The following is a 19,927-nucleotide window of genomic DNA, read 5'->3' as shown; positions in this document are numbered from 1 at the left end:
CGGCAGGCCGACTGTCGGGTAAATGTCGGGACGCTGGCGGGGTCGTGACGTGGCGCCCGCTGGCCCTTTCGGCATGTGATCGGCGGGCCATGATCGAAGACCCCACCATTCTCGTCCAGAAGCTCAGGATCCAGCGCGGCTGGTCCCAGGAGCAACTCGCCGCGCTCAGCGGCCTCAGCGTGCGCACGATTCAGCGGATCGAGCGCGGCCAGCCGGCCAGCACGGAGACGCTGAAGAGCCTGGCGGCGGTTTTCGAGGTGGATTTCAACACCTTGAGGAGCCCCGAAATGCCCGCCATGCCGACCAGCCCGACCCTGCCCGTTCCCGAACCGACCGTCGGCGAGGACGAGGCCCTCGTCCTCCTGCGCGTCAGGAAGATCAAGGCCTTCTACCTGCATCTCGCCCAATATGCGTTGATCCTCGCGGTCCTGACGATCGTCAATCTCTGGACTTCGCCGCGCTATCTCTGGGTCGGCTGGGTCGCGCTCGGCTGGGGCCTCGGTCTCGCCATGCACGGCCTGAAGGCGTTCGACAAGATTCCCTTCCTGAACGGCGACTGGGAAAGACGCGAGGTCGAAAAGCGCCTCGGCCGCCGCCTCTGAGCCCCGGCGCGCCCGCGGCCCGCAGTTTCGGCCAATACGCCGGGCCTGGCCGCATGGCCTAATGGCGCTCCGACACGGGAGACCCGGGATGATCGCACGGATCTGGCGCGGCTATGCCGCCTCCACCGCCGCGGCGGACGCCTATCAGGCCTTCCTGCGGCAGAGCTTCCTGCCGGCCGCGGCGCGCCTGCCCGGCTTCGCCGGCGTCAGCGTGCTGCGTCGCGACCGCGCGGATGGCGAGATCGAGTTCACCACCGTCACCCGCTTCGTGTCGCTCGAGGCGGTCAAGGCCTTCGCCGGCGAGGACTATGAGCGCGCCAATGTCGCGCCGCGCGCCCGCGAACTGCTGTCGCGGTTCGACGCGACCTGCTCGCATCACGCGGTCGTCGTGACCGAGGCGGACCTCGGTGCCTGAGCGCGGCTCCGCCGGCGGGCGCAACCGCCGGTCAGGCCGGCTGCTCGCCGTCATAGCCTTCGAAGATCACGAGATCGGCGATCGAGGCGGCCGTCCGGTATTTGAGAACGGCCTGGTATTCGGGCGAATGCCAGCACGCGCGCGCCGCCTCGTAGGACGGGAACTCGACCACCACATTGCGTTCGCGCGTGGTGCCCTCCACCACCTCGTAGCGGCCGGCGCGCACCAGGAAGCGGCCGCCGAACTTGGCGAAGGCCGGTCCGTTGCCCTCGACATATTTGCGATAGGTCTCGTGGTCGTTGATATCGACATGCGCCACCCAGTAGCCGCGTGCCATCCTGTCCTCCTGTCGCCCCTTGCGTCCCCTGCCGCGGCGCCGGGCGTGGTCTTGCCTGTCGCCCGATATCGATGCCGCCCCGCATGTGAGGCCGCAGCCGGATGGCCCGCCGCTCAGGTTCCCGGCGCCAGGCCGACAAGACCGATCTTGATCCGCCGGTTGTGCCGGCCCTTGTTGTCGATCTTCAGGACCTTGACCGGACGCGACGCGCCGGTCGAGGCGAGGTGGGTGCCACCGCAGGCCTGACGGTCGAGGCCGGCGATCTCGACGATCCGGATCAGCCCGTCGGCGGTCGGCGGCGGCGCGGCCGAGCGGGTGCGGATGAGCCCATGCTCGGCCTGGGCTGCCGCCAGCGGCACATAGCTGTCGGTCACCGCCAGGTCCTGACGGATCGCGGCATTGATCGGCTCGTCCAGACGGCGCAGCCGCTCGCTGTCGGCATCCGGCAGATCGAAATCCATGCGCGCCGTGCCGTCCTCGTTCATCTGCACGCCGGTCACCAGGGCGCCATCGAAGAGCTGGAAGACATAGGCGTTGAGGAGGTGGGTATCGGTGTGCAGCTCGCGCATCATCTGCCGGAAGGCCGGATCGACCACCGCTTCCACCGTGCCGGCGGGCTCGACCGGCTCCGCGAGCAGGGCCCAGGCCTGGCCCTCGGCCGTCTCGAAACCGGCAATGGCGGCTTCGCCGCCGCTCCAGCGGATCAGGCCGCGATCGGCGAGCTGGCCGCCGCCGCCCTGGAAGAACGGCGAGCGGGCGAGCGCCACGCGCCCTGGCCGTGCCGCGACGACTTCGGTCGTCACGGCGAGATCGTCGGGATGGTCATGGTAGAATGGCCGTTGCATGAAGACTGCAGCTCCTGATCGAAGAGCCCGGCAGCTTGCCCGACGCCGCGCCGCCGGTATTGGCGAGAATTGCGCCGGACGCCCGCGTCAGGCGGCGGCCTTGGCGAACTGCAGGGGCGTAATGCCGTAGCAGCGCTTGAAATGTCTGGTCAGGGCGCTCTGGTCGTAGAAACCGGAGGCGAGCGCGACGTCGGCGATCGCCTTCTGCCGCTTCAGCATCCGGCAGGCGGCGTTCAGCCTGAGCTGGGTCAGATAGGCATGGGGGGTGATGCCGGCGACGCGGTTGAACAGGCCGATCAGTTGGAATTCGGTGAGGCCGAAACGCAGGCCAAGCTGGTCGAGCGTCAACGGCTCGGCCACCCGCTCCGCCATCTCCTTCCTGATCCGCTCGAACAGCACGCGGTCGGCGGGCGCCGCCTCGGCTCGCTCGCCGCCACTGCCGTGGCGGTCGAACAGCATGCCGAAAGCCGACAACAGCGCCTCGCGCCCTGCGAGCGGATCATCATCGGCTTGCAGCCGGCGGTGCAGCGACAGGAAAGCCGCGATCAGGTCGGGATCGGTGAAATCGTTGCGCGTGAAATAGGGAATGCGCTCGATGCCGAGCCCGGCGGCAAGCGCATGGATGGCGCGCTGCGGCAGGTAGAAGCCGCGGTAGCGCCAGCGCGGGCTCGCCCCCATCCAGCCGGAATGCGGCTCGGCCGGATTGAAGGCGAAAAGGCATGCCGCGTGCGCCTGGCCGACCTGGCCCCGGCTCTTGACCTCGGCCCCGCCATCTTCGGTCACCGCGACGACGAAAGCCTCGTGCACATGCGGCGGATAGGAGTGGGTGGTGAAATCGGCGCACATCAGGCTGAGGCCCGGTATGTGCCGGTCGTTCCAGTAGACAGTGCGGTTGTGAGGATCGTGCCGCGCCATCGCGCACTCCGAGGCTGAGGCCGAAACATCCCGAGGCCCCCGCGCTGTGCCGCGGGGGCTCGCCGCGGCGGCGATGATGTCGCCGGATCGGCACCCGCGTCAACCATGGCGGCCGCATGTGGCGCGCCGCGCTCGGCGCTCAGCCGACCAGGCGCAGGGCCGCCGCCCGGGTGCGCAGGCGCAGCAGCACCTCCTCCGCCGTCGGCTGCGGCCGGGCGCCGAAGCCGGCTGCGGCCAGCACGCCGGCAATGTCCATCGAGACCGCGGCATTGTTGAGCGCCTCACGCGCGCTGGCGGCGGCCTCGCTCCTGGCCTGGTTCGCCCTGAGCCGGGCGAGCGTCGCCTCGGTCTCGGCGAGTTGCTCGTTGCGCGCCCGGCCGGCGGGGCGTTCACGCAGCCGCTCGGCGACCGCGACGAGATGGGCGATGCGCTGGTCGCGCTCCCAGTCGGCGAGGCGGTCGCGCGCAGCGGCAACGTCCCGCTTCAGCCGGCGCACCTCCGAGGCAAGTCCCTTCTGCGTTTCACAAGCCGTGATCCGCAGCCGCTCGAGGCTCGCGATGCGGCCGGCCGTCTCGGCGGCGGCGGGGATCCGTCCCTCGCCGAGCTCCTGGCTGGCGCGCTGCTCGAGCTGCGCGATGCGCCGGTCGAGCGATGCGACGCGGCGCAGTTCCTTCGCATTCGCACTGACGGCTGCGCCGAGTGCGCGTTCGGCCAGATCGAGCGACAGCGCGGCCTCGCGCCGATCCTCATCGATGAAGCCGGCGACGCGCAGGGCCGACAGGAGGCCGGGCGAATAGCGGCCGCGGAACAGGGAGATGACGGTCTTGAACATTGGGCGCTCCGTCGCTATGAACAGCGTTCATGGACAATCCATAGCAGCACCGTGAACGGCGTTCAAGGGGATTTTGAACATCGTTCATAATTTTTCGAGGGCGGGGGACGAGATCGGATGAACAGCACCGAAAGACGGGCGCGCCTGCGCGATGCGCTGATCGACGCCGCCGACGAGGCGATCGGGCGCGACGGCCTCACCGGCCTCAAGGCGCGGGCGCTCGCGGAGGCCGTCGGCTGCGCGCTGGGCGCGATCTACAATGTCTTTCCCGATCTCGACGCCCTGATCTTCGAGGTCAATGCGCGCACGCTGAAGCGCCTCGACGCCGCGCTCGGAGCCGATCTGCCCGTGCACGATCCCGAGGCAGCCATGCTGCAGCTGGCGCTCGGCTATCACCGGTTCACCCGCGGCGACAGCCGGCACTGGCGCGCCGTCTTCGCTCACCAGCTGCCCGAGGGGATCATGCCGCCCGACTGGTACCTGGCGCTGATCGGCCGACTGTTCCGCCATATCGAGGAGCCGCTGGAAACACTCGTGCCGCATCTCGACGCCAACGCCCGGCAATCGCTCGCCCGCACGCTGTTCTCGGCAGTCCACGGCATCGTTTCCATCGGGCTCGAGGAAAAGCTCGGCTCGACGCCCGACGCGGTCATCGCCCGGGGCCTGACGGTGATGGTGCGGGCCTGGGTCGCCGGCCTTCCGGCCGCAACCGGAGCGCCGGCCGCCGCCTAGATCCTGTCCTGCCCGAGTTCGATGCGCTCCGCGCCGGCACGGGCCTTCAGCGCCGCCACGGTGACGACCGCGATCCGCCCGTCGAACGTGCCGATGGCGAGCGTCTCGTCGCGGGCGTCCATCGCATAGATCACGGTCGGAAACCCGCCGATGGTCACCCGGCCGGCGACGGCCGCCGTGCCGTCGGCGGCATCGAAGAGGCTCAGCCCACCGTCCAGAAAGGCAACGGCGACGAGCCCCGCGGCGGGCATGAACACCATGGCGCTCGCCGCCGCCGCGGTGGCATGGCGCCAGGTGTCGGCCGGGACCGCCGCGCGGCGCAGCCGGCCGGGTGAGCCCGCGCGTCCGGCGTCTGGGGGACCGATGGGGCGGCGGAACAGGAAGCCTCGCTCGCCGCGCCGCGGATCGGGATCATAGTGCCGGCCGGCGAGAACCACGGCCGGCCCGAGCTCGTCCTCGACGTGACAGCCGAGGCATTCCATCGCATGGCTCGCGGGACTGCCGTCGTCGGCCAGCAGCGGCCAGAGCGGCTCGACCGTCCCGTCGGCCCGGACGCGGCAAAGCCGCTTGTGCTGGTGCTGGTCCGGCGGAGCTCCCTGGATGACGAAAAGCGACGGCGCACCGTCGATGCCGAGGAAATGGTTGAAACAGTCGTAGTGGCCGAGATCGACCGGCCGCGGCGCGGCGGTCGCCGACGTCATGATCACATCGGCCGAAGCCTTGCCGGCACGGTGCCGGTCCAGCCGCCCGACGAGCGCTCCGTCCGACGCGGCGCTGAAAACGTAGTGGCCCTCGAAATGCGCGACGTCGACGAGCCGCTCTCCGGTGAACCGCAAGAGATCGACGCCCTCGCCTCCGCGGCCGGAACCGCTACGGGCGACGACGAGAGGCGGCACGGTCCGCAGGATGGCGGCGCCGTGACGCCCGTCCCGCCGGAAGCTCTTCACCGTGCCCGCGGCGAGGTCATGCACCTCCATGAGGCAGCCGTCATGCACCGCTGCGACCCGCTGTGCATCGAGGAAGGCGAGATCCCAGATCGCGCCGCGCCGGTCGAGTGTGCCGACGGCGAGCCAATCCTTCAGGCTGCGTTCGACAGCCGCCGCGTCGCGCATCCCGTCGGCCGCGACGGGCAGGGCGTCGCGCGCAATCGCGGCCGCGGCATCGATGACGACCGCGACCGGCTCTGCCGAAGCAGCCGGAGCGTAAGGCACGCGGGCGGGATAGGACCGGTCGAAGGGATCCTCCTCGGCCTCGGCCCAGCCCTCGTCCCATGGCCTGACCAGGATGTCGAGCTGCCGACCATCCGCGCTGAACCGGCAGCGTTCCACCTCCGGCACGGCCTTGGCGGGCTGCCAGGCGCGGTCCGAGCGCCAGTCCCAGAACCAGAGATCGCCTTCGAAGACATAACCGCCGTCATAGCTGCCGGCGGCGATGGCGACGACCGGATCGGAGGTATGGAAGCCGACATCGTTGATCGGCAGCCGCAGGCGGTCGAAGACCGCGAAGGGCGCTGCCTCGCCGGGCCGGTGCAGCGCGAGCCGATAGCGCAGGTGTTGGCCCGCATAGGCCGCCCGCCCCGGCGGATTGGTCAGCAGTGGAAAGCTGCTGGCGACCGCCAGCATGGTTCCGGCCGGACCCGCGAACACGGCCGAGATCGCGCCGCTGCCCGCGATGGTGGGTGTCGATATGATCACGCCCCCTCACTCCACCCGCACCGTCACGCTGGCACTGCGACCCTCCGCATCGATCACCGACAGGGTGGTGAAGCCCGGCCCGTCGGGCGCGACATTGGCCTGCCGCTGGGCCCCGAAACGCGCCACCGGCCGGCCGTCGACGAGCACGGTGAAGGGCGGCCGCCCGCCGACGGTGCGCACCGGCAATTGCTCCATCGGGCCGGCCGCGGCGCCGAGATCGATGCGCACGCCGTCGGGCGGGAAGGCGATCTTCAGCTCGCGGGTATCGCCGGCCTCCTCGCGCGCCGCGCCGAACCGGCGCAGCGGCGGCGGCAGCTGGCTGTTGGTCAGGGCCTGCAGATGAGCGGGCCGGCCGGGCAAGGGCGCATAGGGGCCGAGCCGGGCGAAGGCGTCGAACAGGATGGGCGCCGCGGCGGTGCGTCCGGTCAGGCCGGGGATCGAGGATCCGTCAGGCCGGCCGACCCAGACCGCGATGGTGCGCTGGCCGTCGAAGCCGATCGCCCAGGCGTCGCGGAAACCATAGGACGTGCCGGTCTTGTAGGCATAGCGCCCGGTCAGGGCCGATTCCGGGGCCGGCGCATCGGTCAGGATGTCGCCGACCGCCCAGGCGGCTGCCTCCTCGGCCAGCGGCCGCGGCGCCGGCGGGGCCGGCAGGTCACGCCGTTCGATCAGCGCCGGCATGTCGCCGAGGCGGGCAAGCCCGGCATAGAGCGCGGCGAGGTCGACGAGACGCAGGCCGACACCGCCGAGACCGATGGCAAGGCCGGGCACCTCGCCGCGCGGCAGCGCCGGCCGGACGCCGGCCTGCTCCAGGCGCGACATGAAGCGCTGCGGCCCGACGGCCTCGAGCAGCGCCACGGCCGGCACGTTGAGCGACATCTGCAGCGCGTTGCGGGTCGAGACCGTGCCCTGGTAGCCGCGATCGAAATTGACCGGCGCATAGCTGCCGAAGCGCTGCGGCCGATCCTCGATCAGCGTTTCCGGATGGGCGAGCCCGGCCTCGTAGGCGAGCGCGTAGATGAAGGGCTTCAGGGCCGAGCCGGGCGACCGGATCGCACGGGTCATGTCGACGGCGCCCTGGCGCTCGGTATCGAGCGGATCGGCGGCGCCGATCCTGGCGATCACTTCGCCGCTGCGGTGATCGATGGCGACGAGCCCGGCCGAGATCTTGGCGCCGGCGGCACGCGCCCGCTCGCGCACCAGCGCCTCCAGCGCCTCCTGATGGCCGCGGTCGAGGGTCAGCCGATGCACCCGGCGGCCAGGTTCGGCGGCAACCGCCTCGGCACTCGCATGCCAGGCGAAGGCCGGCATGGCGCGCCGCGCCGTCGGCACGTGCTCCGCCTTGCCGGCCGCGACCTGCTCCGGCTTGAGCACGCCGGCGAGCAGCATCCGATCGAGAACGCGGTCGCGCGCCCGCCGGGCCCGCTCCGGGAACCGGTCCGGCCGGCGCGTTTCCGGCGCCTGCGGCAGGGCGACCAGCAGCGCCGCCTCGCCCGGCGACAGGCGGCGCGGCTCCTTGCCGAAATAGGCGAGCGAAGCGGCCCGGATGCCTTCGACATTGCCGCCATAGGGGGCGAGCGACAGATAGAGATCGAGAATGCGCTCCTCGCCCAGCGTCTGCCTGAGCCTGACCGCGCGCGCCATCTCGCGCAGCTTGACGAACAGCGAGCGGCCGTCCTCGCGCTTGTCGATCAGCCGCGCGACCTGCATCGCCAGCGTCGAACCGCCGGAGACGATGCGCCCATTGGCCAGCCACTGGCCGGCGGCACGGCCGAGCGCCAGGGGATCGACGCCCGGATGCGACGAAAACCGCCGGTCCTCATAGGCCTTGAGCATGCGCAGGAACAGCGGATCGACGGCGCCGACCGCTCCCGGGAAACGCCACATGTCGTCATCGGTCTGGAACGGCCGGAGCAGCCGGTCCTGCCGGTCGACGACCTCGCGCGAAAAGGCCGTGGCGCCGCCGTCGGGCCCCTCGCCGAGACGCCAGAAGCCATAGCCGCCGGCAAGGCCGGCGAGCACGAGCCCGCCGGCCGCGAGGCCGATGAGGCGGCGGCGTGTCACGGCCGCCCGCCCGCCGTCACTTCGGACTGTCCGGCCGCCGTGCGCGCGCTGCGCTCGGGCCGGTACATGTCCTCGACCGTCGCCGGCGGCACCACATACTGGCCGGGCGTCACCGCCCGGATCATGTAGGCCGCCTGCCAGGCGCTGCGGGCGCCCGGCGAGCGGGCATAGGAGGCCATGAAGCGGTCGTCGCGGAACGCCTGGTAGGCCGGCTGGACCGGCTCGCGCGGCAGCCAGCGCAGGGCCGAGGTGTCGGCGCTGGCGACGAGGCTCGGATTGTCGATCTCGAAGCCTGCCGGCAGCCTGTCCACCAGCATGACCTGGCCGAGCTGGGGCGCGGCCTCGGTGACGGCGAGCACCACGACGAGCCGCGTGCCCTGGGCGACCCGCGTTATGTCGGCCGGCCGGCCGTCCAGCGTCATGTAGCGTCGCTGCAGGGTGAAGCCGTTCGCCGCCGCCGGCTCGGGAGCCGTCGGCGTGCCGGTGGCGGTCACCACGGCGCGAATCGGGTCCGGGCCGGTATTGCGCAGGGCAAGGCCGTCATTGACCTCGGCCGAGCGCAGGGTGCGGGCAAGCGCGCCCTGGTGCTGGGCGCCGCCGACGTCGAGCGAGATGCGCTTGGCGTCCTCGATCAGCGCCTGGGCAGCCAGCACCAGCCAGACCTGCTCCTGCGTCGACAGGTAGCGCGTCCGGCTGCGCAGATCCTCGACGATCTGCTGGGCGCGGGCCGTGACCCGCCGGTCGAGCCGGGCCTCCGCGCCGAGCGCCATGATCGCCGCCGCGTCGCGCAGGCGCGAACCGTAGTCATAGCGGCCGAGATCGACCTGCCTGGCATCGCCGAGCAAGGCGACCGCCGAGGTGAAGACCCGTTCGGCCCGGGCCGTGTCGCCCATCAGCGCCAGCGCCGTGCCGAGCTGCGCCCGCGCCATCGGTGTGCCGATCTGGCCGACCTGGGTATCGGCGAGCCAGCGCAGTTCCGACAGCGCGCCGCGGCCGGAGCGGGCGAGCACGTAATGGGCATAGGCGAGATCCATGCCCTTGTTGCTGCCGACCCCGTTGGTCGAGGCGACGATCGTCCGCAGCCGGTCGACGGCGAGCTGGAAGGCCGTCGCCGGCACGCTGTAGCCCTGCTCGCGGGCGCGCAGCAGGAAGTCGGTGACATAGGCGTCGAGCCAGGAATCCTCACCGCTGCCCGCCGACCACAGCCCGAAGCTGCCGGAGCCCGACTGGCGCGACAGGATCCGGTCGATCGAATCGCGGATCCGCTCGGCGACCGGCGTCTCCATGCCGAGCCCGCCCTCGGCGGCCGACAGCACGCCGAGATAGAGCAGCGGCAGCGCGCGGCTGGTGGTCTGCTCGGTGCAGCCATAGGGGTAGCGATCGAGCGCCAGCAGGAGGCCGGGAATGTCGATCGCCGTCGACGGCCCCACCGATACCGCGACCTGGCCGGAACCGGGCACGAAGTCGCGCACGAGGTCGCGCGAGACGGTGACCGATTCGCCCGGGTTCATGGTCAGGATCGTCCGCGCCGACACGTCGGGCAGCGCCGGCCTGACGCCGAGCGCATAGCGCGAGGTGACGTCGAGCCCGTTCGGGCCGGTCAGCCGGACGCCGAGGCGCCCGACGCCGAGCCCGCTCGCGCTCAGCGGCACCGACACGGCGCCGCGGCCGCCATTGGCGCCGAGGCGGACGGTCGACTCGGCCCGGCCGATCTGCAGCGGTCCCTCCGGAGTGACGGTGAGCCGGTATTCGCCCGCCGGTGCCTCGGCATTGACGAGGTCGAACCGCGCCGTCGCCCTGTCGGCGTGGCCGAGCACGCGCGGCAGCGTCGCCGAAACCACGACCGGATCGCGGGCAACGACGTCGCGCGAGGCCGAGCCGTGCTTGGTAGTGGTCCAGGCCATGGCCATCAGGCGGACCGTGCCGTTGAAGTCGGGAATGTCGAACACCGCCTCGGCACGGCCGTCGGGACCGACGGTCAGGATGCCCGAGAACAGCGACAGCGGCTCCTGCGCGGGCGGCGCCCCGTTGAAGCGGCTGGCCGGGCCGTCGCCGCCGGAGCGGATCGAGCCGCGCGCCGCCGACATGCCGTCGATCAGCAGGCCGTAGAGGTCGCGGACCTCGGCCGAGAGCCGCCGCTGGCCGAGATAGTAGTCGTCGGGTTTTGGCGGCTGGTAATTGGTCAGCGTGAGAATGCCGACATCGACGGCCGCGACCGTCACCCGCGCCTCCTCGCCCGGGGCGAGGCCTTCGACCTTGACCGGCACCCTCAGCGCCGCGCGCGGCGCGATCTTCTCGGGCGCATCGAGGCTGACCCTGAGCCGCCGCTCGGCCGTGTCGACGCCGAACCAGGCAAGGCCGATGGCGCGGCCCGGCATGCGCGAGGCGGCGGCATCGAGCGGCCGGCGCAGGAACACCGTCGCATAGGCGCCGGCTCCCCAGTTCTCGCCGATCGGAACGGTCACTTTGCTCTGGCCCTGCGGCACCTCGATCGTCCGTTCGGCGAGCAGCCGGTCGCCCAGCACGGCGACCGTCGCGGTGCCGGCAAAGCGGGCATTGATCGAAATGGTCATGGTGTCGCCGGTGCGATAGGCCGGCTTGTCGAGGCTCATGTCGAGCACGTCGGGCGTGTCGGCCGTCCCCTCCCCGCCATAGCCGGCGGAGAAGACCACGGTCGAGATCGGCCCGGCGACGTCGCCGCCCGAGACCTCGACCCGGTAGCGGCCCCACTGGACCGGCACCTGGATGCGCGCCGCCTGCCCGGGCGCCGTCTGGATCTGGCCGCCGTCGACCCGGCGGGTCGTGACGATTGCCTGGCTGGCCCAGCCGGTGACGCCCCGCGTCCAGGCCCAGCGCGTCTCCAGCTTCAGGACCTGCCAGGTCAGCGTGCCGCTGGTGCGGGTCCGGCCGTCGCCGGCGACGCTGATCACCTCGAAGGCCGCGGTCTCGTTCTCGCCGGCCCGGTGGCCGTCGAACAGCGGCTTGATGCCGATCATCGGCGTGCCGGGCAGGACCGGCAGGGCGGTGCTGCGCTCGACCGCGCGCCCGCCGGGTTCGGCGACCCGCACCTGCAGGCGGGCGGTCAGCGGCCGGGTCGTGTCCTCCATCCGCGGCAGTGGCGCGGCCAGCGTCACCTTGCCCTGGCCGTCGGTGGTGATGCCGTCGGGCAGCGGCTGGCGGTCGCGCTTGGTGTCCTCGTCGCCGAGGCCGAACTCGTAGCCGGGAAAGTCGGGAAGGCTGGTGGTGGTTTCCATCACCACCTCGCCCTCGACGCCGAGATCGGCGCCGGGCATGCCGAACAGATAGCGCGCGTCGACGCTGGCGCCGAAGCTGCCGCCCCGCGTCAGCCGGTCGGCCGTCGGGGTCAGGTCGAAGGCGATGCGATCGGGCACGAAGTCCTCGACCAGGAACGAGACCGTGCCGGCCACCGGGCTGCGCGGGTCGGTGATCGCCTGGACACGCCAGGTGCCGGTCGGCGCCGAGGAGACGATCGGGATCGGCACGGCGCGCGCGCCGGCGCCCTGGTCCTGGGTGACGATGCGCCGGTATTCGACGCCGTCGGGCCGCGTGACAACCAGCGTCAGCGGCACGTTCGGCACCGCATCGCCCTTGCCGTCCCGCAGAAGCGTGGTGAGGTAGACGGTCTCGCCTGGCCGATAGATGCCGCGCTCCGGCACCAGGAAGGCATCGAGCGGGCCACTCACCTCGCGGCCGGCGACGCCCCGGTCCGAGAGGTCGAAGGCCGGCTGGCGCAGGTTCAGGAAGGCGTAGTCGCCCTGGGCCGTGGAGGCGACCAGCAGCGCCGGCTGCAGCGCGCCCTCGCCGCGCGTCAGGCCGGGTTCGAAGCGGACATGGCCGCTCGCATCGGTGCGCTTGACGCCCAGCACCTCGTTGTTGCGGGCAATGAGCCGGACCTCGGTATCGGCCAGCGGCTTTGCCGAGTTCAGCGAATGGACGAAGCCATGCACGCCGTCGACCCCGGACAGGCCGGTGAGGCCGAGATCGGAGACGATGAACCACTGCGCGACCAGGCCGCTGCTCGAATCATCGTCGTCCGGCGTCGCGGGACGGCCGTTGCTCGGCCGGGCGGTGATCAGATAGACGCCGGGCTCGAGCGATCTGACGGCCTCGTCCACCGGAAAGGCGGTGGTCACGTCGGCGTTGAGCTGGTTCTCGACGCTGAGCTTGCCCTTCCAGGCGGACATGCCGCGGTCGGAGATGAGCTGGCGCAGCTCGTAGGAATCGAGCGGCTTGGGGAAGTCCTGCGCCACCGTCTGGGCGATGGAGCGGTCGCCCAGCCGCATGATCTCGACATCGACGGAATCGACATTGACGCTGACCACAGGCACGCCGCGCTGGCCGTTGCGCGGCAGCACATAGGCCCGACCGGTGAAGCGCACCGACGGCGTGCGGTCGCGGACATAGATCGAGACGTCGACGTTGCGCATCAGGGTCTCGCCGGCGATCTCCGACGGCAGACCCTGCAGGAGCTGGAACTGATAGCGCTCGCCGTGGCGCAGGCCATCGACGCAGATCTGCCGGTCCTCGACCGTGATCGGCGGATTGGTCACACCGGCCTGGCGGATGAAGGGAGCGAAATCGGTCCGGCCCTTCTGCAGGTTCTCGGAGAACTGGAAACAGGCACGTGGACGCATGCCGTCCGAATCGATCTTGGTCTCACGGAAACGGAAGCCGTGCTGCTCGCGCAGCCGGTCATAGGCTTCCCGCGCCTCCGGCGTGTCGCGCGTTTCGACGACCGCCCGGGCAAGGTCGATGGCCGGCCGCCACTGCTGGCGCGCCACCATGATCTGGCGCAGCTGGCCGAGTGCGAAGGCCTCCTCGTTGCGGTTCTGCGAGCGCTGATAGGCATAGTAGGCGGCGCCCACCATGTCCTCGCTGTTCTGCTGCCGCTCGCGCCAATTGTCGGAACGGATGCCGCCGAGCGCCTGCGAATAGCGCACCCAGGCCGCGGTATCGGGCGCCGAGCGCAGCGCGATCACCTCCCAGGCGCGTGCCGCGGCGCGGAAATCGCCGCGCTGGGTCGCAGCGTCGGCATCGCGGCGGATATCCGGGATCGGGCGGGTGTCGCCGGCGCTGCGCGTCGCGACCCAGGCGGCGAACTTGCGCCCGAGTTCGTTGAGATCATCGCGCTGGAAGATCCGCAGAGGCGGCGGCGCGGGCGTCGGCTGCGCCTGGCTGCGCTGCGCTTCGGGAGCGGGTCTCGCCGGCTGCGGCCGCGGCACGGGCTGCGCCGGCCCCTGGGCCAGCTCCATGTCGGGCGCTCTGGATATCTGGGCGAAGCTGAAATCGGGGAAAGAAAAAGCAAAAGCCGCAGCAAAAACGAGCGGCCCCGCGGCCGCCAACAGACCTCGGATGCGCATCATGATGTCCTCTGCGTGGTCCGACGCCCCGACGGCCGCGCGGCGGGAGTGGATCATTCTCCTGCCGTTGCGGCAATCAGGAGAGATACGGGCTTGTCCTGATTCGCCTGTTCCTGTCCGGCCGGACCGCCGCAGGCGGCCAATGCCCGCGGACGCGGCACGTCAGCCTTCAGGTCGCCGGTCTTGCCAGCTCCTCCTCGACCTGCCCGAGCCGGTCCTTGCCGAAAAACATTTCGGTGCCGACAAAAAAGGTCGGAATGCCGAAGACGCCCCGCGCCACCGCATTCTCGGTATTGGCGACGAGCCGTTCCTTGACCGCGCCGTCCTGGGTGCGGGCGATGATCGCCGCGCCGTCGAGCCCGGCCGCGTCCAGCACCCGGTGCACCACCGCCGGATCGTCCATCTTCTCGCCGTCCTCCCACATCGCGGCCAGCACCGCGCGGCAGTAGGGCTCGGCCACCCCCGCCATCTCCGCGGCGATCAGGCCGCGCATGATCATGAGCGTGTTGACCGGGAAATGCGGGTTCATGCGAAAGCGGGCCAGGCCGTGGCGGGCGACGAAGCGCCGCAGCTCCAGCATTTCGTAAGCGAGCTTGCCCTTGATGGGGGCGAAGGCCTGGGCCGGCGACTGATTGCCGGTCGCCTTGAAGATGCCGCCGAGCAGGCAGGGCGTCAGCCTGACGGCCGCGCCATGGCGGGCGGCGATGGCCGGCAGGACCTGCGCCGCCAGATAGGCGTTGGGGCTGCCGAAATCGAAGATGAACTCGACCGTTCGCGGCGCGGCGCTCATGGCGTCAGAAGGTCTCCGTCCAGGGCCTCAGGTCCATTTCATGGGTCCAGGCCGATCGGCCCTGCCGGTGCAGCCAGACATAGTTGCGGGCGATCTCGTCGGGCCGGAGGACTTCGTCGCGGGCGAGCCGGGCGTCGAGATCGGCGATCCGGCCGCGGGCGAAGGCGCCGTCGATCGTGCCGTCGATCACCACATGAGCGACGTGGATGCCCTTCGGCCCGAGCTCGCGCGCCATGCTCTGGGCGAGCGCGCGCAGGCCGTGCTTGGCGCCGGCGAAGGCGGAGAATTCGGCCCGGCCGCGCAGGCTGGCGGTCGCGCCGGTGAAGATGACCGTGCCGCGCCCGCGCGGCGTCATGACGCGCGCCGCCTCGCGGCCGGTCAGGAAGCCGGCGAGCGCCGCCATTTCCCAGACCTTGGTATAGACGCGCGTCGTGGTCTCGACGATCGGGAACCAGACATTGGCGCCGACATTGAAGACCACCACTTCGAGCGGCCCGATCTCCGCCTCGATGCGGTCGACCAGCTCGACCATCTCGGATTCCTCGCGCGCATCGACGCCGAAGGCATGCGCCTTGCCGCCCTCGGCGCGGATCGACGCCGCGAGCTGTTCCAGCGCGTCGAGGTGGCGCGGCCGGCGGGTGAGGCAGACGCTGAGCCCCTCCCGTGCGAAGGCCCGGGCGACCGCCGCCCCGACGCCCTCTCCGGCGCCGACAATGAGACAGGCTCCCGTCGACTGTTCGGTCATCGCCATCGCCCCGGCTGGTGGCTCGCTGGCCGAGAGTTCACCCGAACGCCGTCGCCGTCAATCGGCCGGCAGGCGGCGCCAGGGCAGATTTCGGCAGGCGCCGTGCCGGTTTTGCTTGACAGGACCGGCCGGCATCACTATCGGGTCGCGTCTCCGAAAAGGACTTGAACTTGTCCCGCGTCCGGCGCCTGCCGTCGCCACGTCTTTAGGATCCGACCGATGTCGCGTCGTTGTGAACTCACCGGTAAGGGTGTTCTGGTTGGCCACCGGGTCAGCCATTCGAACATCAAGACCAAGCATCGCTTTCTGCCGAACCTGCAGAACATCTCCTTCACGTCCGAGGCCCTCGGCCAGACCGTGTCGCTGCGGGTTTCGACCCATGCGCTGCGCTCGGTCGACCACAATGGCGGCCTCGATGCCTTCCTGATCAAGGCCCGCGCAGAGAACCTGTCGCCGAAGGCCCGTCAGCTCAAGGCCAACATCGCCAAGAAGCGCGCCGAAGCCGCCGCCGCCTGACGGCTGCGTCGCTCGCGACATTCCAGCCAACCGGCGCCGGGAAACCGGCGCCGGTTTTCGTTGTTGGCGATGCGGCATTGTCCCGCAGCGACCTGGCTCCCATATCACGCTAAGTTGAGTGTCAAGCGTGGACGCACCCGCGTTTCGCGCATTGGGGAGACAGATGAAGACCAAGAGCCTCTTTCGCATGACCGCCGTGGCTTCCGTGGCTCTCATGCTGGGCGCGCTTTCGGCCGAGGCTCGGCCGGGCGGCGGACGCTCGTCCGGCAGCCGCGGCAGCCATACCTATTCGGCACCGCCGAGCACCAACACAGCCCCGTCCGCCGCGCAGCCGATGCAGCGCTCGACGACGACGCCCGCCCCCGGCATGCAGCAGCCCGGCATGGCCCAGCGGCCGCAGGCGACCCCGCCGGCCCAGGGCTCGCGCTGGGGCGGTCTCGGCATGGGCCTCGCCGCCGGCTTCCTCGGCGCGGGCCTGTTCGGCCTGCTGAGCGGCGCCGGCTTCCTGAGCGGCCTCGGCTCGCTCATGGGCATGATCGGCTTCCTGTTCCAGATCGCGCTGATCGCCGGCCTGGTGTTCCTGGTCATGCGCTTCCTGCGGGCGCGCCGCGAAGGCGCGCAGGGTCCGATGCCCGCCAATGCCCGCATGGGCGGCATGGGCTCCGGACCGATGGGCGGCGGCGACCGCATGCCGCCGCAGCCGCTCGCCGGCGGCCCGATCCCCGGCATGGCCGGCGGCTCGGTCGCCGCCCAGACCGGCCCGGTCGACAAGATCGGCATCACCGGTGCCGACTTCGACATGTTCGAGCGCCGGCTGCAGGAGGTGCAGGACGCCTATTCGCGCGAAGACCTGAACGCCCTCAGGGCGATCGCGACGCCGGAAATGGTGTCCTATTTCGCTGACGACCTGAAGGCCAACGCCCAGCGCGGCGCGGTCAACCGCATCTCCAACGTCAAGCTGCTGCAGGGCGACCTTGCCGAGGCCTGGCGCGAGCAGGACGGCGACTATGCCACGGTAGCGATGCGCTACGGGCTGACCGACGTGACGCTCGAGCGCAGCTCGGGCCGAATCATCGGCGGCGAGCCGCGCGGCGAGGAGGTCACGGAGGTCTGGACCTTCCGCAGGCCGCATGGCGGCGCCTGGCAGCTTTCGGCGATCCAGCAGACCGCTTGACGGCCCGAAGCCCAGCGTTCAAACAGAAGCGAGCCCCGGCGATGAGCCGGGGCTTTTTCGTCGCCCGGTCCTTCGCGTCCGGCGGCCACCCTTCGGCCGTGAATATTAACCCTTTGATCATACCTGTTGACGAACGCTTAACGAAACCGTTGCGAGCCAGGAGCCTTCGTGGTTCCATTCGAACACCATGAAGACCGTCACGACCGAAATCCGTCTTGCGCGCATCGTTGATGCTTCGATCGTGGCCGAGGTGCACGACGAGGCCTGGCGGGCGGCCTATCGTGGGCTCATCCCCGGAGCGGAGCTCGAGAAGCTGATCTCGCGGCGCGGTCCCGGCTGGTGGGAATCGGCGATCCGCAAGGGCAATCGCATCGCCCTTCTCGGCTTCGGCGACGAAGTGGCGGGCTACGCCAATTACGGCCGCAACCGCGCCCGGGCGCTGCCTTACGACGGCGAAATCTACGAACTCTACCTCAGGCCCAAATTCATCGGCCTCGGCCTCGGCCGCAAGCTGTTCCAGGCGGCCCGCAAGGATCTCGGCGGCCACGGCCTGGACAGCATCGTCGTCTGGGCGCTGAGCGACAACGAGACGGCGGTGAGCTTCTATCGCGGGCTCGGCGGCAAGCCGGTCGCCCGTTCGTCCGAAACCTTCGGCCACCGTTCGCTCGACAAGACCGCCTTCGGCTGGTCGGCCTGACCGGCTTCAACCACCCGCTGCGGCGCGGGTTCCATCAAAGCATGCCATTGCAGGGCAGATATTTAGTCTTTGGGCGCACTTGCCGCACAGGGGCCTCTGCCGCTATCGAGGCGGCCACCTTCTTCCGGAGACAGTCCTGATGCGTATCGACGCCGTTTCGATTGGCAAGAACCCGCCCCACGAGGTCAATGTGATCGTGGAGGTCCCCGTGGGCGGCGAGCCGATCAAATACGAAATGGACAAGGAGGCCGGCACGCTCGTGGTCGACCGGTTCCTCTATACCTCGATGCGCTATCCCGGCAATTACGGCTTCATCCCGCACACGCTCTCCGAGGACGGCGACCCCTGCGACGTGCTGATCGCCAACCAGCGCGGCATCGTGCCCGGCGCCATTGTCGCGGTGCGCCCGGTCGGCGTGCTGAAAATGGTCGACGAGGCGGGTGGCGACGAAAAGATCGTCGCGGTTCCCGTGCCAAAACTCACCCGCCGCTACGAGAACGTGCACGAAGCATCCGACCTGCCGGAAATCACCCGCCAGCAGATCGAGCACTTCTTCGAGCACTACAAGGATCTCGAGAAGGGCAAGTGGGTGAAGGTCGAAGGCTGGGGCGACGCCGCCGAGGCCCGCCGGCTGATCACCGAGGCGATCGAGCGCGCCAAGGCCGCCAAGGCCTGAGCGCGCGCGGATCCGGGATCCCCGGCCGGTCCGGGCCGCCCGGTTCGCCGGTCAGGCCGGCCGCTTCGGGCCGGCCGCCAGCGCTTCGGCCACCTTCGCCCTGATGTCGGCGAGCGAGAAGGGCTTGGTCATCACGTCGTGAACCAGGGCGTCGAGCCCGTGGGCACGCTCGCGCTGGTCGGCATAGCCGGTCATCAGCAGAATGATCAGCTGCGGAAACTGCGGCGCCGCGGCGAGCGCCAGCGCGATGCCGTCCATCAGCGGCATGCGGATGTCGGTCAGCAGCAGGTCGAAGGCGCCCTTGCCGCGCTCGAGCACGTCGAGCGCCTCGGCGCCGTCCATCGCCTCCACCACGGTGTGACCATCGATCTCGAGGGCCCGCCGGACGAAGACCCGGACGGGTTCGTCGTCCTCGGCGACCAGCACACGTGCCATTGCCGTCAGCCCTCGATCCTGTCCGCGAAACGCACCATTCGTTCAGTCCTCGATCACGCCGACGAAGGGCAGCTGGCGCCAGGCATGGGCGACGTCCATGCCATAGCCCACGACGAACACGTCGGGGCAGACGAAGCCGACATAGTCGGCATTCAGGTTGACGGCCCGCTTGCCCGGCTTTTCCAGGAGCACGCAGGTGCGCACGCTGCGCGCGCCGCGCGCGCTCAGGAGGTCCTTGGCATAGGTCAGCGTGCGGCCGCTTTCCAGGATGTCGTCGACCAGCAGCACGTCGCGATCGGCGACCGGGCTTTCGATGTCGTGCACGACGCGCACCGTGCCGCTCGACACGGTGCCCTCCAGATAGCTCGACAGCGACATGAACTCGACCTCCGGCGCCATGCCGGCGGCATCCATGGCGCGGATCAGGTCGGCCGCGAACACGAAGCTGCCCTTCAGCACGGCGATGACGAGCAGACGATGCGGATTGGTGTCGGCGATCTCGCGCACCATCTCGGTCTCGCGCTGCGCGATGGCCTCGGCCGAATACAGCACGCGAATCTTGGAACGGTCCATCACGGGCCTCCGGGGATCCTGAGAGCAAATCGGGTCATGGTCATGGCTTAGCGCGGCCGAACGGCCGCGTCATCTGCCGCCGGCGTCCTGCCGGGTGAAGAAGCGCACCTCGACGGTAGCCCCGTCCGGCGGCGGCGACGCGAGCCGCGAGCGGAACGGCACGGCCTCGCCGGGCGCGAGCTGCGGCTTCGGGGCGGTGGCGGTCCAGGTATAGATTTCCTTGCCCGTCGCGTCGCGCACGGCCAGGCGCAGCCGCGGCAGGTCGATCGGCCGGCCGGAAATATTGACGAGCTGGCCCTCGACCACCAGGACGACCACGCCGTCGACGATCTCGTTGGCGCCCTTCACGTCGCGAAAATCGACGCCGCGCAGGTTCACCGACAGGCCCACCGCATCATAGACCGTCGCGCTCTCGGGCACCGTGCGCACGACCTGCTCGCGGCCGAGGAAGAAGGTCGCAAGCAGCGCCATGCCCAGCAGCACGATGGTCATCGGCACCGGCAG

Annotated in this window: 19 protein-coding genes; 7 read left to right on the top strand and 12 right to left on the bottom strand. The window is 70.5% G+C overall.

What is annotated here, in order from left to right; genetic code table 11:
• The first annotated feature begins 89 nt into the window (after positions 1–89).
• Both OZ671_RS23555 and OZ671_RS23550 read left to right on the top strand, forming a co-directional pair.
• Positions 90–602 carry a helix-turn-helix domain-containing protein gene (locus OZ671_RS23555; RefSeq protein ID WP_268862991.1) on the top strand — a complete coding sequence of 171 codons (513 nt, stop codon included), beginning with the start codon at positions 90–92 and terminating at the stop codon, positions 600–602.
• An 88-nt stretch (positions 603–690) separates the two neighbouring features.
• Positions 691–1,017: an antibiotic biosynthesis monooxygenase gene (locus OZ671_RS23550; protein ID WP_268862990.1), complete on the top strand. Its 327-nt coding sequence runs from the start codon at positions 691–693 to the stop codon at positions 1,015–1,017.
• 31 nt (positions 1,018–1,048) lie between these two features.
• Here the strand turns inward: OZ671_RS23550 and OZ671_RS23545 are convergent, their stop codons facing one another.
• From OZ671_RS23545 to OZ671_RS23530, 4 genes are all read right to left on the bottom strand, one after another.
• Positions 1,049–1,354 (bottom strand): DUF1330 domain-containing protein, encoded by a 306-nt coding sequence (locus OZ671_RS23545; RefSeq protein ID WP_268862989.1) that lies wholly within the window; start codon positions 1,352–1,354, stop codon positions 1,049–1,051.
• A 113-nt stretch (positions 1,355–1,467) separates the two neighbouring features.
• Positions 1,468–2,199 (bottom strand): alanyl-tRNA editing protein, encoded by a 732-nt coding sequence (locus tag OZ671_RS23540; RefSeq protein ID WP_268862988.1) that lies wholly within the window; start codon positions 2,197–2,199, stop codon positions 1,468–1,470.
• 87 nt (positions 2,200–2,286) lie between these two features.
• Positions 2,287–3,114, bottom strand: a complete 828-nt coding sequence (locus OZ671_RS23535) for a helix-turn-helix transcriptional regulator (RefSeq protein WP_268862987.1) — start codon at positions 3,112–3,114, stop codon at positions 2,287–2,289.
• Positions 3,115–3,253: 139 nt separating this feature from the next.
• Positions 3,254–3,946: a PspA/IM30 family protein gene (locus OZ671_RS23530; protein WP_268862986.1), complete on the bottom strand. Its 693-nt coding sequence runs from the start codon at positions 3,944–3,946 to the stop codon at positions 3,254–3,256.
• Positions 3,947–4,063: 117 nt separating this feature from the next.
• Between OZ671_RS23530 and OZ671_RS23525 the strand changes: the two genes are divergently transcribed.
• On the top strand, positions 4,064–4,678 hold the full coding sequence (locus tag OZ671_RS23525) for a TetR/AcrR family transcriptional regulator (protein ID WP_268862985.1): 615 nt from the start codon (positions 4,064–4,066) through the stop codon (positions 4,676–4,678).
• On the opposite strand, the gene OZ671_RS23520 is transcribed toward OZ671_RS23525, so the two are convergent.
• From OZ671_RS23520 to OZ671_RS23500, 5 genes are all read right to left on the bottom strand, one after another.
• Positions 4,675–6,372 (bottom strand): hypothetical protein, encoded by a 1,698-nt coding sequence (locus OZ671_RS23520; RefSeq protein WP_268862984.1) that lies wholly within the window; start codon positions 6,370–6,372, stop codon positions 4,675–4,677. The genes OZ671_RS23525 and OZ671_RS23520 overlap by 4 nt on opposite strands.
• 6 nt (positions 6,373–6,378) lie before the next feature.
• Entirely contained in the window at positions 6,379–8,436 is a 2,058-nt protein-coding gene (gene pbpC, locus OZ671_RS23515) for a penicillin-binding protein 1C (protein ID WP_268862983.1), read from the bottom strand.
• Positions 8,433–13,709 (bottom strand): alpha-2-macroglobulin family protein, encoded by a 5,277-nt coding sequence (locus OZ671_RS23510; RefSeq protein WP_268862982.1) that lies wholly within the window; start codon positions 13,707–13,709, stop codon positions 8,433–8,435. The genes pbpC and OZ671_RS23510 overlap by 4 nt, the downstream gene beginning before the upstream one ends.
• Positions 13,710–13,986: 277 nt before the next feature.
• On the bottom strand, positions 13,987–14,607 hold the full coding sequence (locus tag OZ671_RS23505; protein ID WP_268862981.1) for a 2-hydroxychromene-2-carboxylate isomerase: 621 nt from the start codon (positions 14,605–14,607) through the stop codon (positions 13,987–13,989).
• 4 nt (positions 14,608–14,611) lie between these two features.
• Positions 14,612–15,352 (bottom strand): SDR family oxidoreductase, encoded by a 741-nt coding sequence (locus OZ671_RS23500; protein WP_268862980.1) that lies wholly within the window; start codon positions 15,350–15,352, stop codon positions 14,612–14,614.
• A 219-nt stretch (positions 15,353–15,571) separates the two neighbouring features.
• Here OZ671_RS23500 and rpmB point away from each other — a divergent pair, with 219 nt between their 5' ends.
• From rpmB to ppa, 4 genes are all read left to right on the top strand, one after another.
• Positions 15,572–15,868: a 50S ribosomal protein L28 gene (gene rpmB / locus OZ671_RS23495; RefSeq protein ID WP_038303433.1), complete on the top strand. Its 297-nt coding sequence runs from the start codon at positions 15,572–15,574 to the stop codon at positions 15,866–15,868.
• 163 nt (positions 15,869–16,031) lie between these two features.
• Positions 16,032–17,042, top strand: a complete 1,011-nt coding sequence (locus OZ671_RS23490; RefSeq protein ID WP_268862979.1) for a Tim44 domain-containing protein — start codon at positions 16,032–16,034, stop codon at positions 17,040–17,042.
• A gap of 187 nt (positions 17,043–17,229) precedes the next feature.
• Positions 17,230–17,739: a GNAT family N-acetyltransferase gene (locus OZ671_RS23485; protein WP_268862978.1), complete on the top strand. Its 510-nt coding sequence runs from the start codon at positions 17,230–17,232 to the stop codon at positions 17,737–17,739.
• A 139-nt stretch (positions 17,740–17,878) separates the two neighbouring features.
• A complete protein-coding gene (gene ppa, locus OZ671_RS23480) occupies positions 17,879–18,415 on the top strand; it encodes an inorganic diphosphatase (RefSeq protein ID WP_268862977.1) in 537 nt (178 codons plus the stop codon).
• Between the two features lie 51 nt (positions 18,416–18,466).
• Here the strand turns inward: ppa and OZ671_RS23475 are convergent, their stop codons facing one another.
• From OZ671_RS23475 to OZ671_RS23465, 3 genes are all read right to left on the bottom strand, one after another.
• On the bottom strand, positions 18,467–18,850 hold the full coding sequence (locus OZ671_RS23475) for a response regulator (RefSeq protein ID WP_268862976.1): 384 nt from the start codon (positions 18,848–18,850) through the stop codon (positions 18,467–18,469).
• Positions 18,851–18,892: 42 nt separating this feature from the next.
• Entirely contained in the window at positions 18,893–19,423 is a 531-nt protein-coding gene (hpt, locus tag OZ671_RS23470) for a hypoxanthine phosphoribosyltransferase (protein ID WP_038303461.1), read from the bottom strand.
• A gap of 69 nt (positions 19,424–19,492) precedes the next feature.
• On the bottom strand, positions 19,493–19,927 hold a 435-nt coding region (locus tag OZ671_RS23465; protein WP_268862975.1), incomplete at its 5' end, for a DUF3426 domain-containing protein.

Origin of the sequence: Phreatobacter sp. AB_2022a, from assembly GCF_026847585.1 — a bacterium.
Lineage (GTDB): Bacteria > Pseudomonadota > Alphaproteobacteria > Rhizobiales > Phreatobacteraceae > Phreatobacter.
The sequence above is the reverse complement of the archived record's forward strand: the minus strand, read 5'-3'. Positions and strand labels throughout refer to the sequence as shown.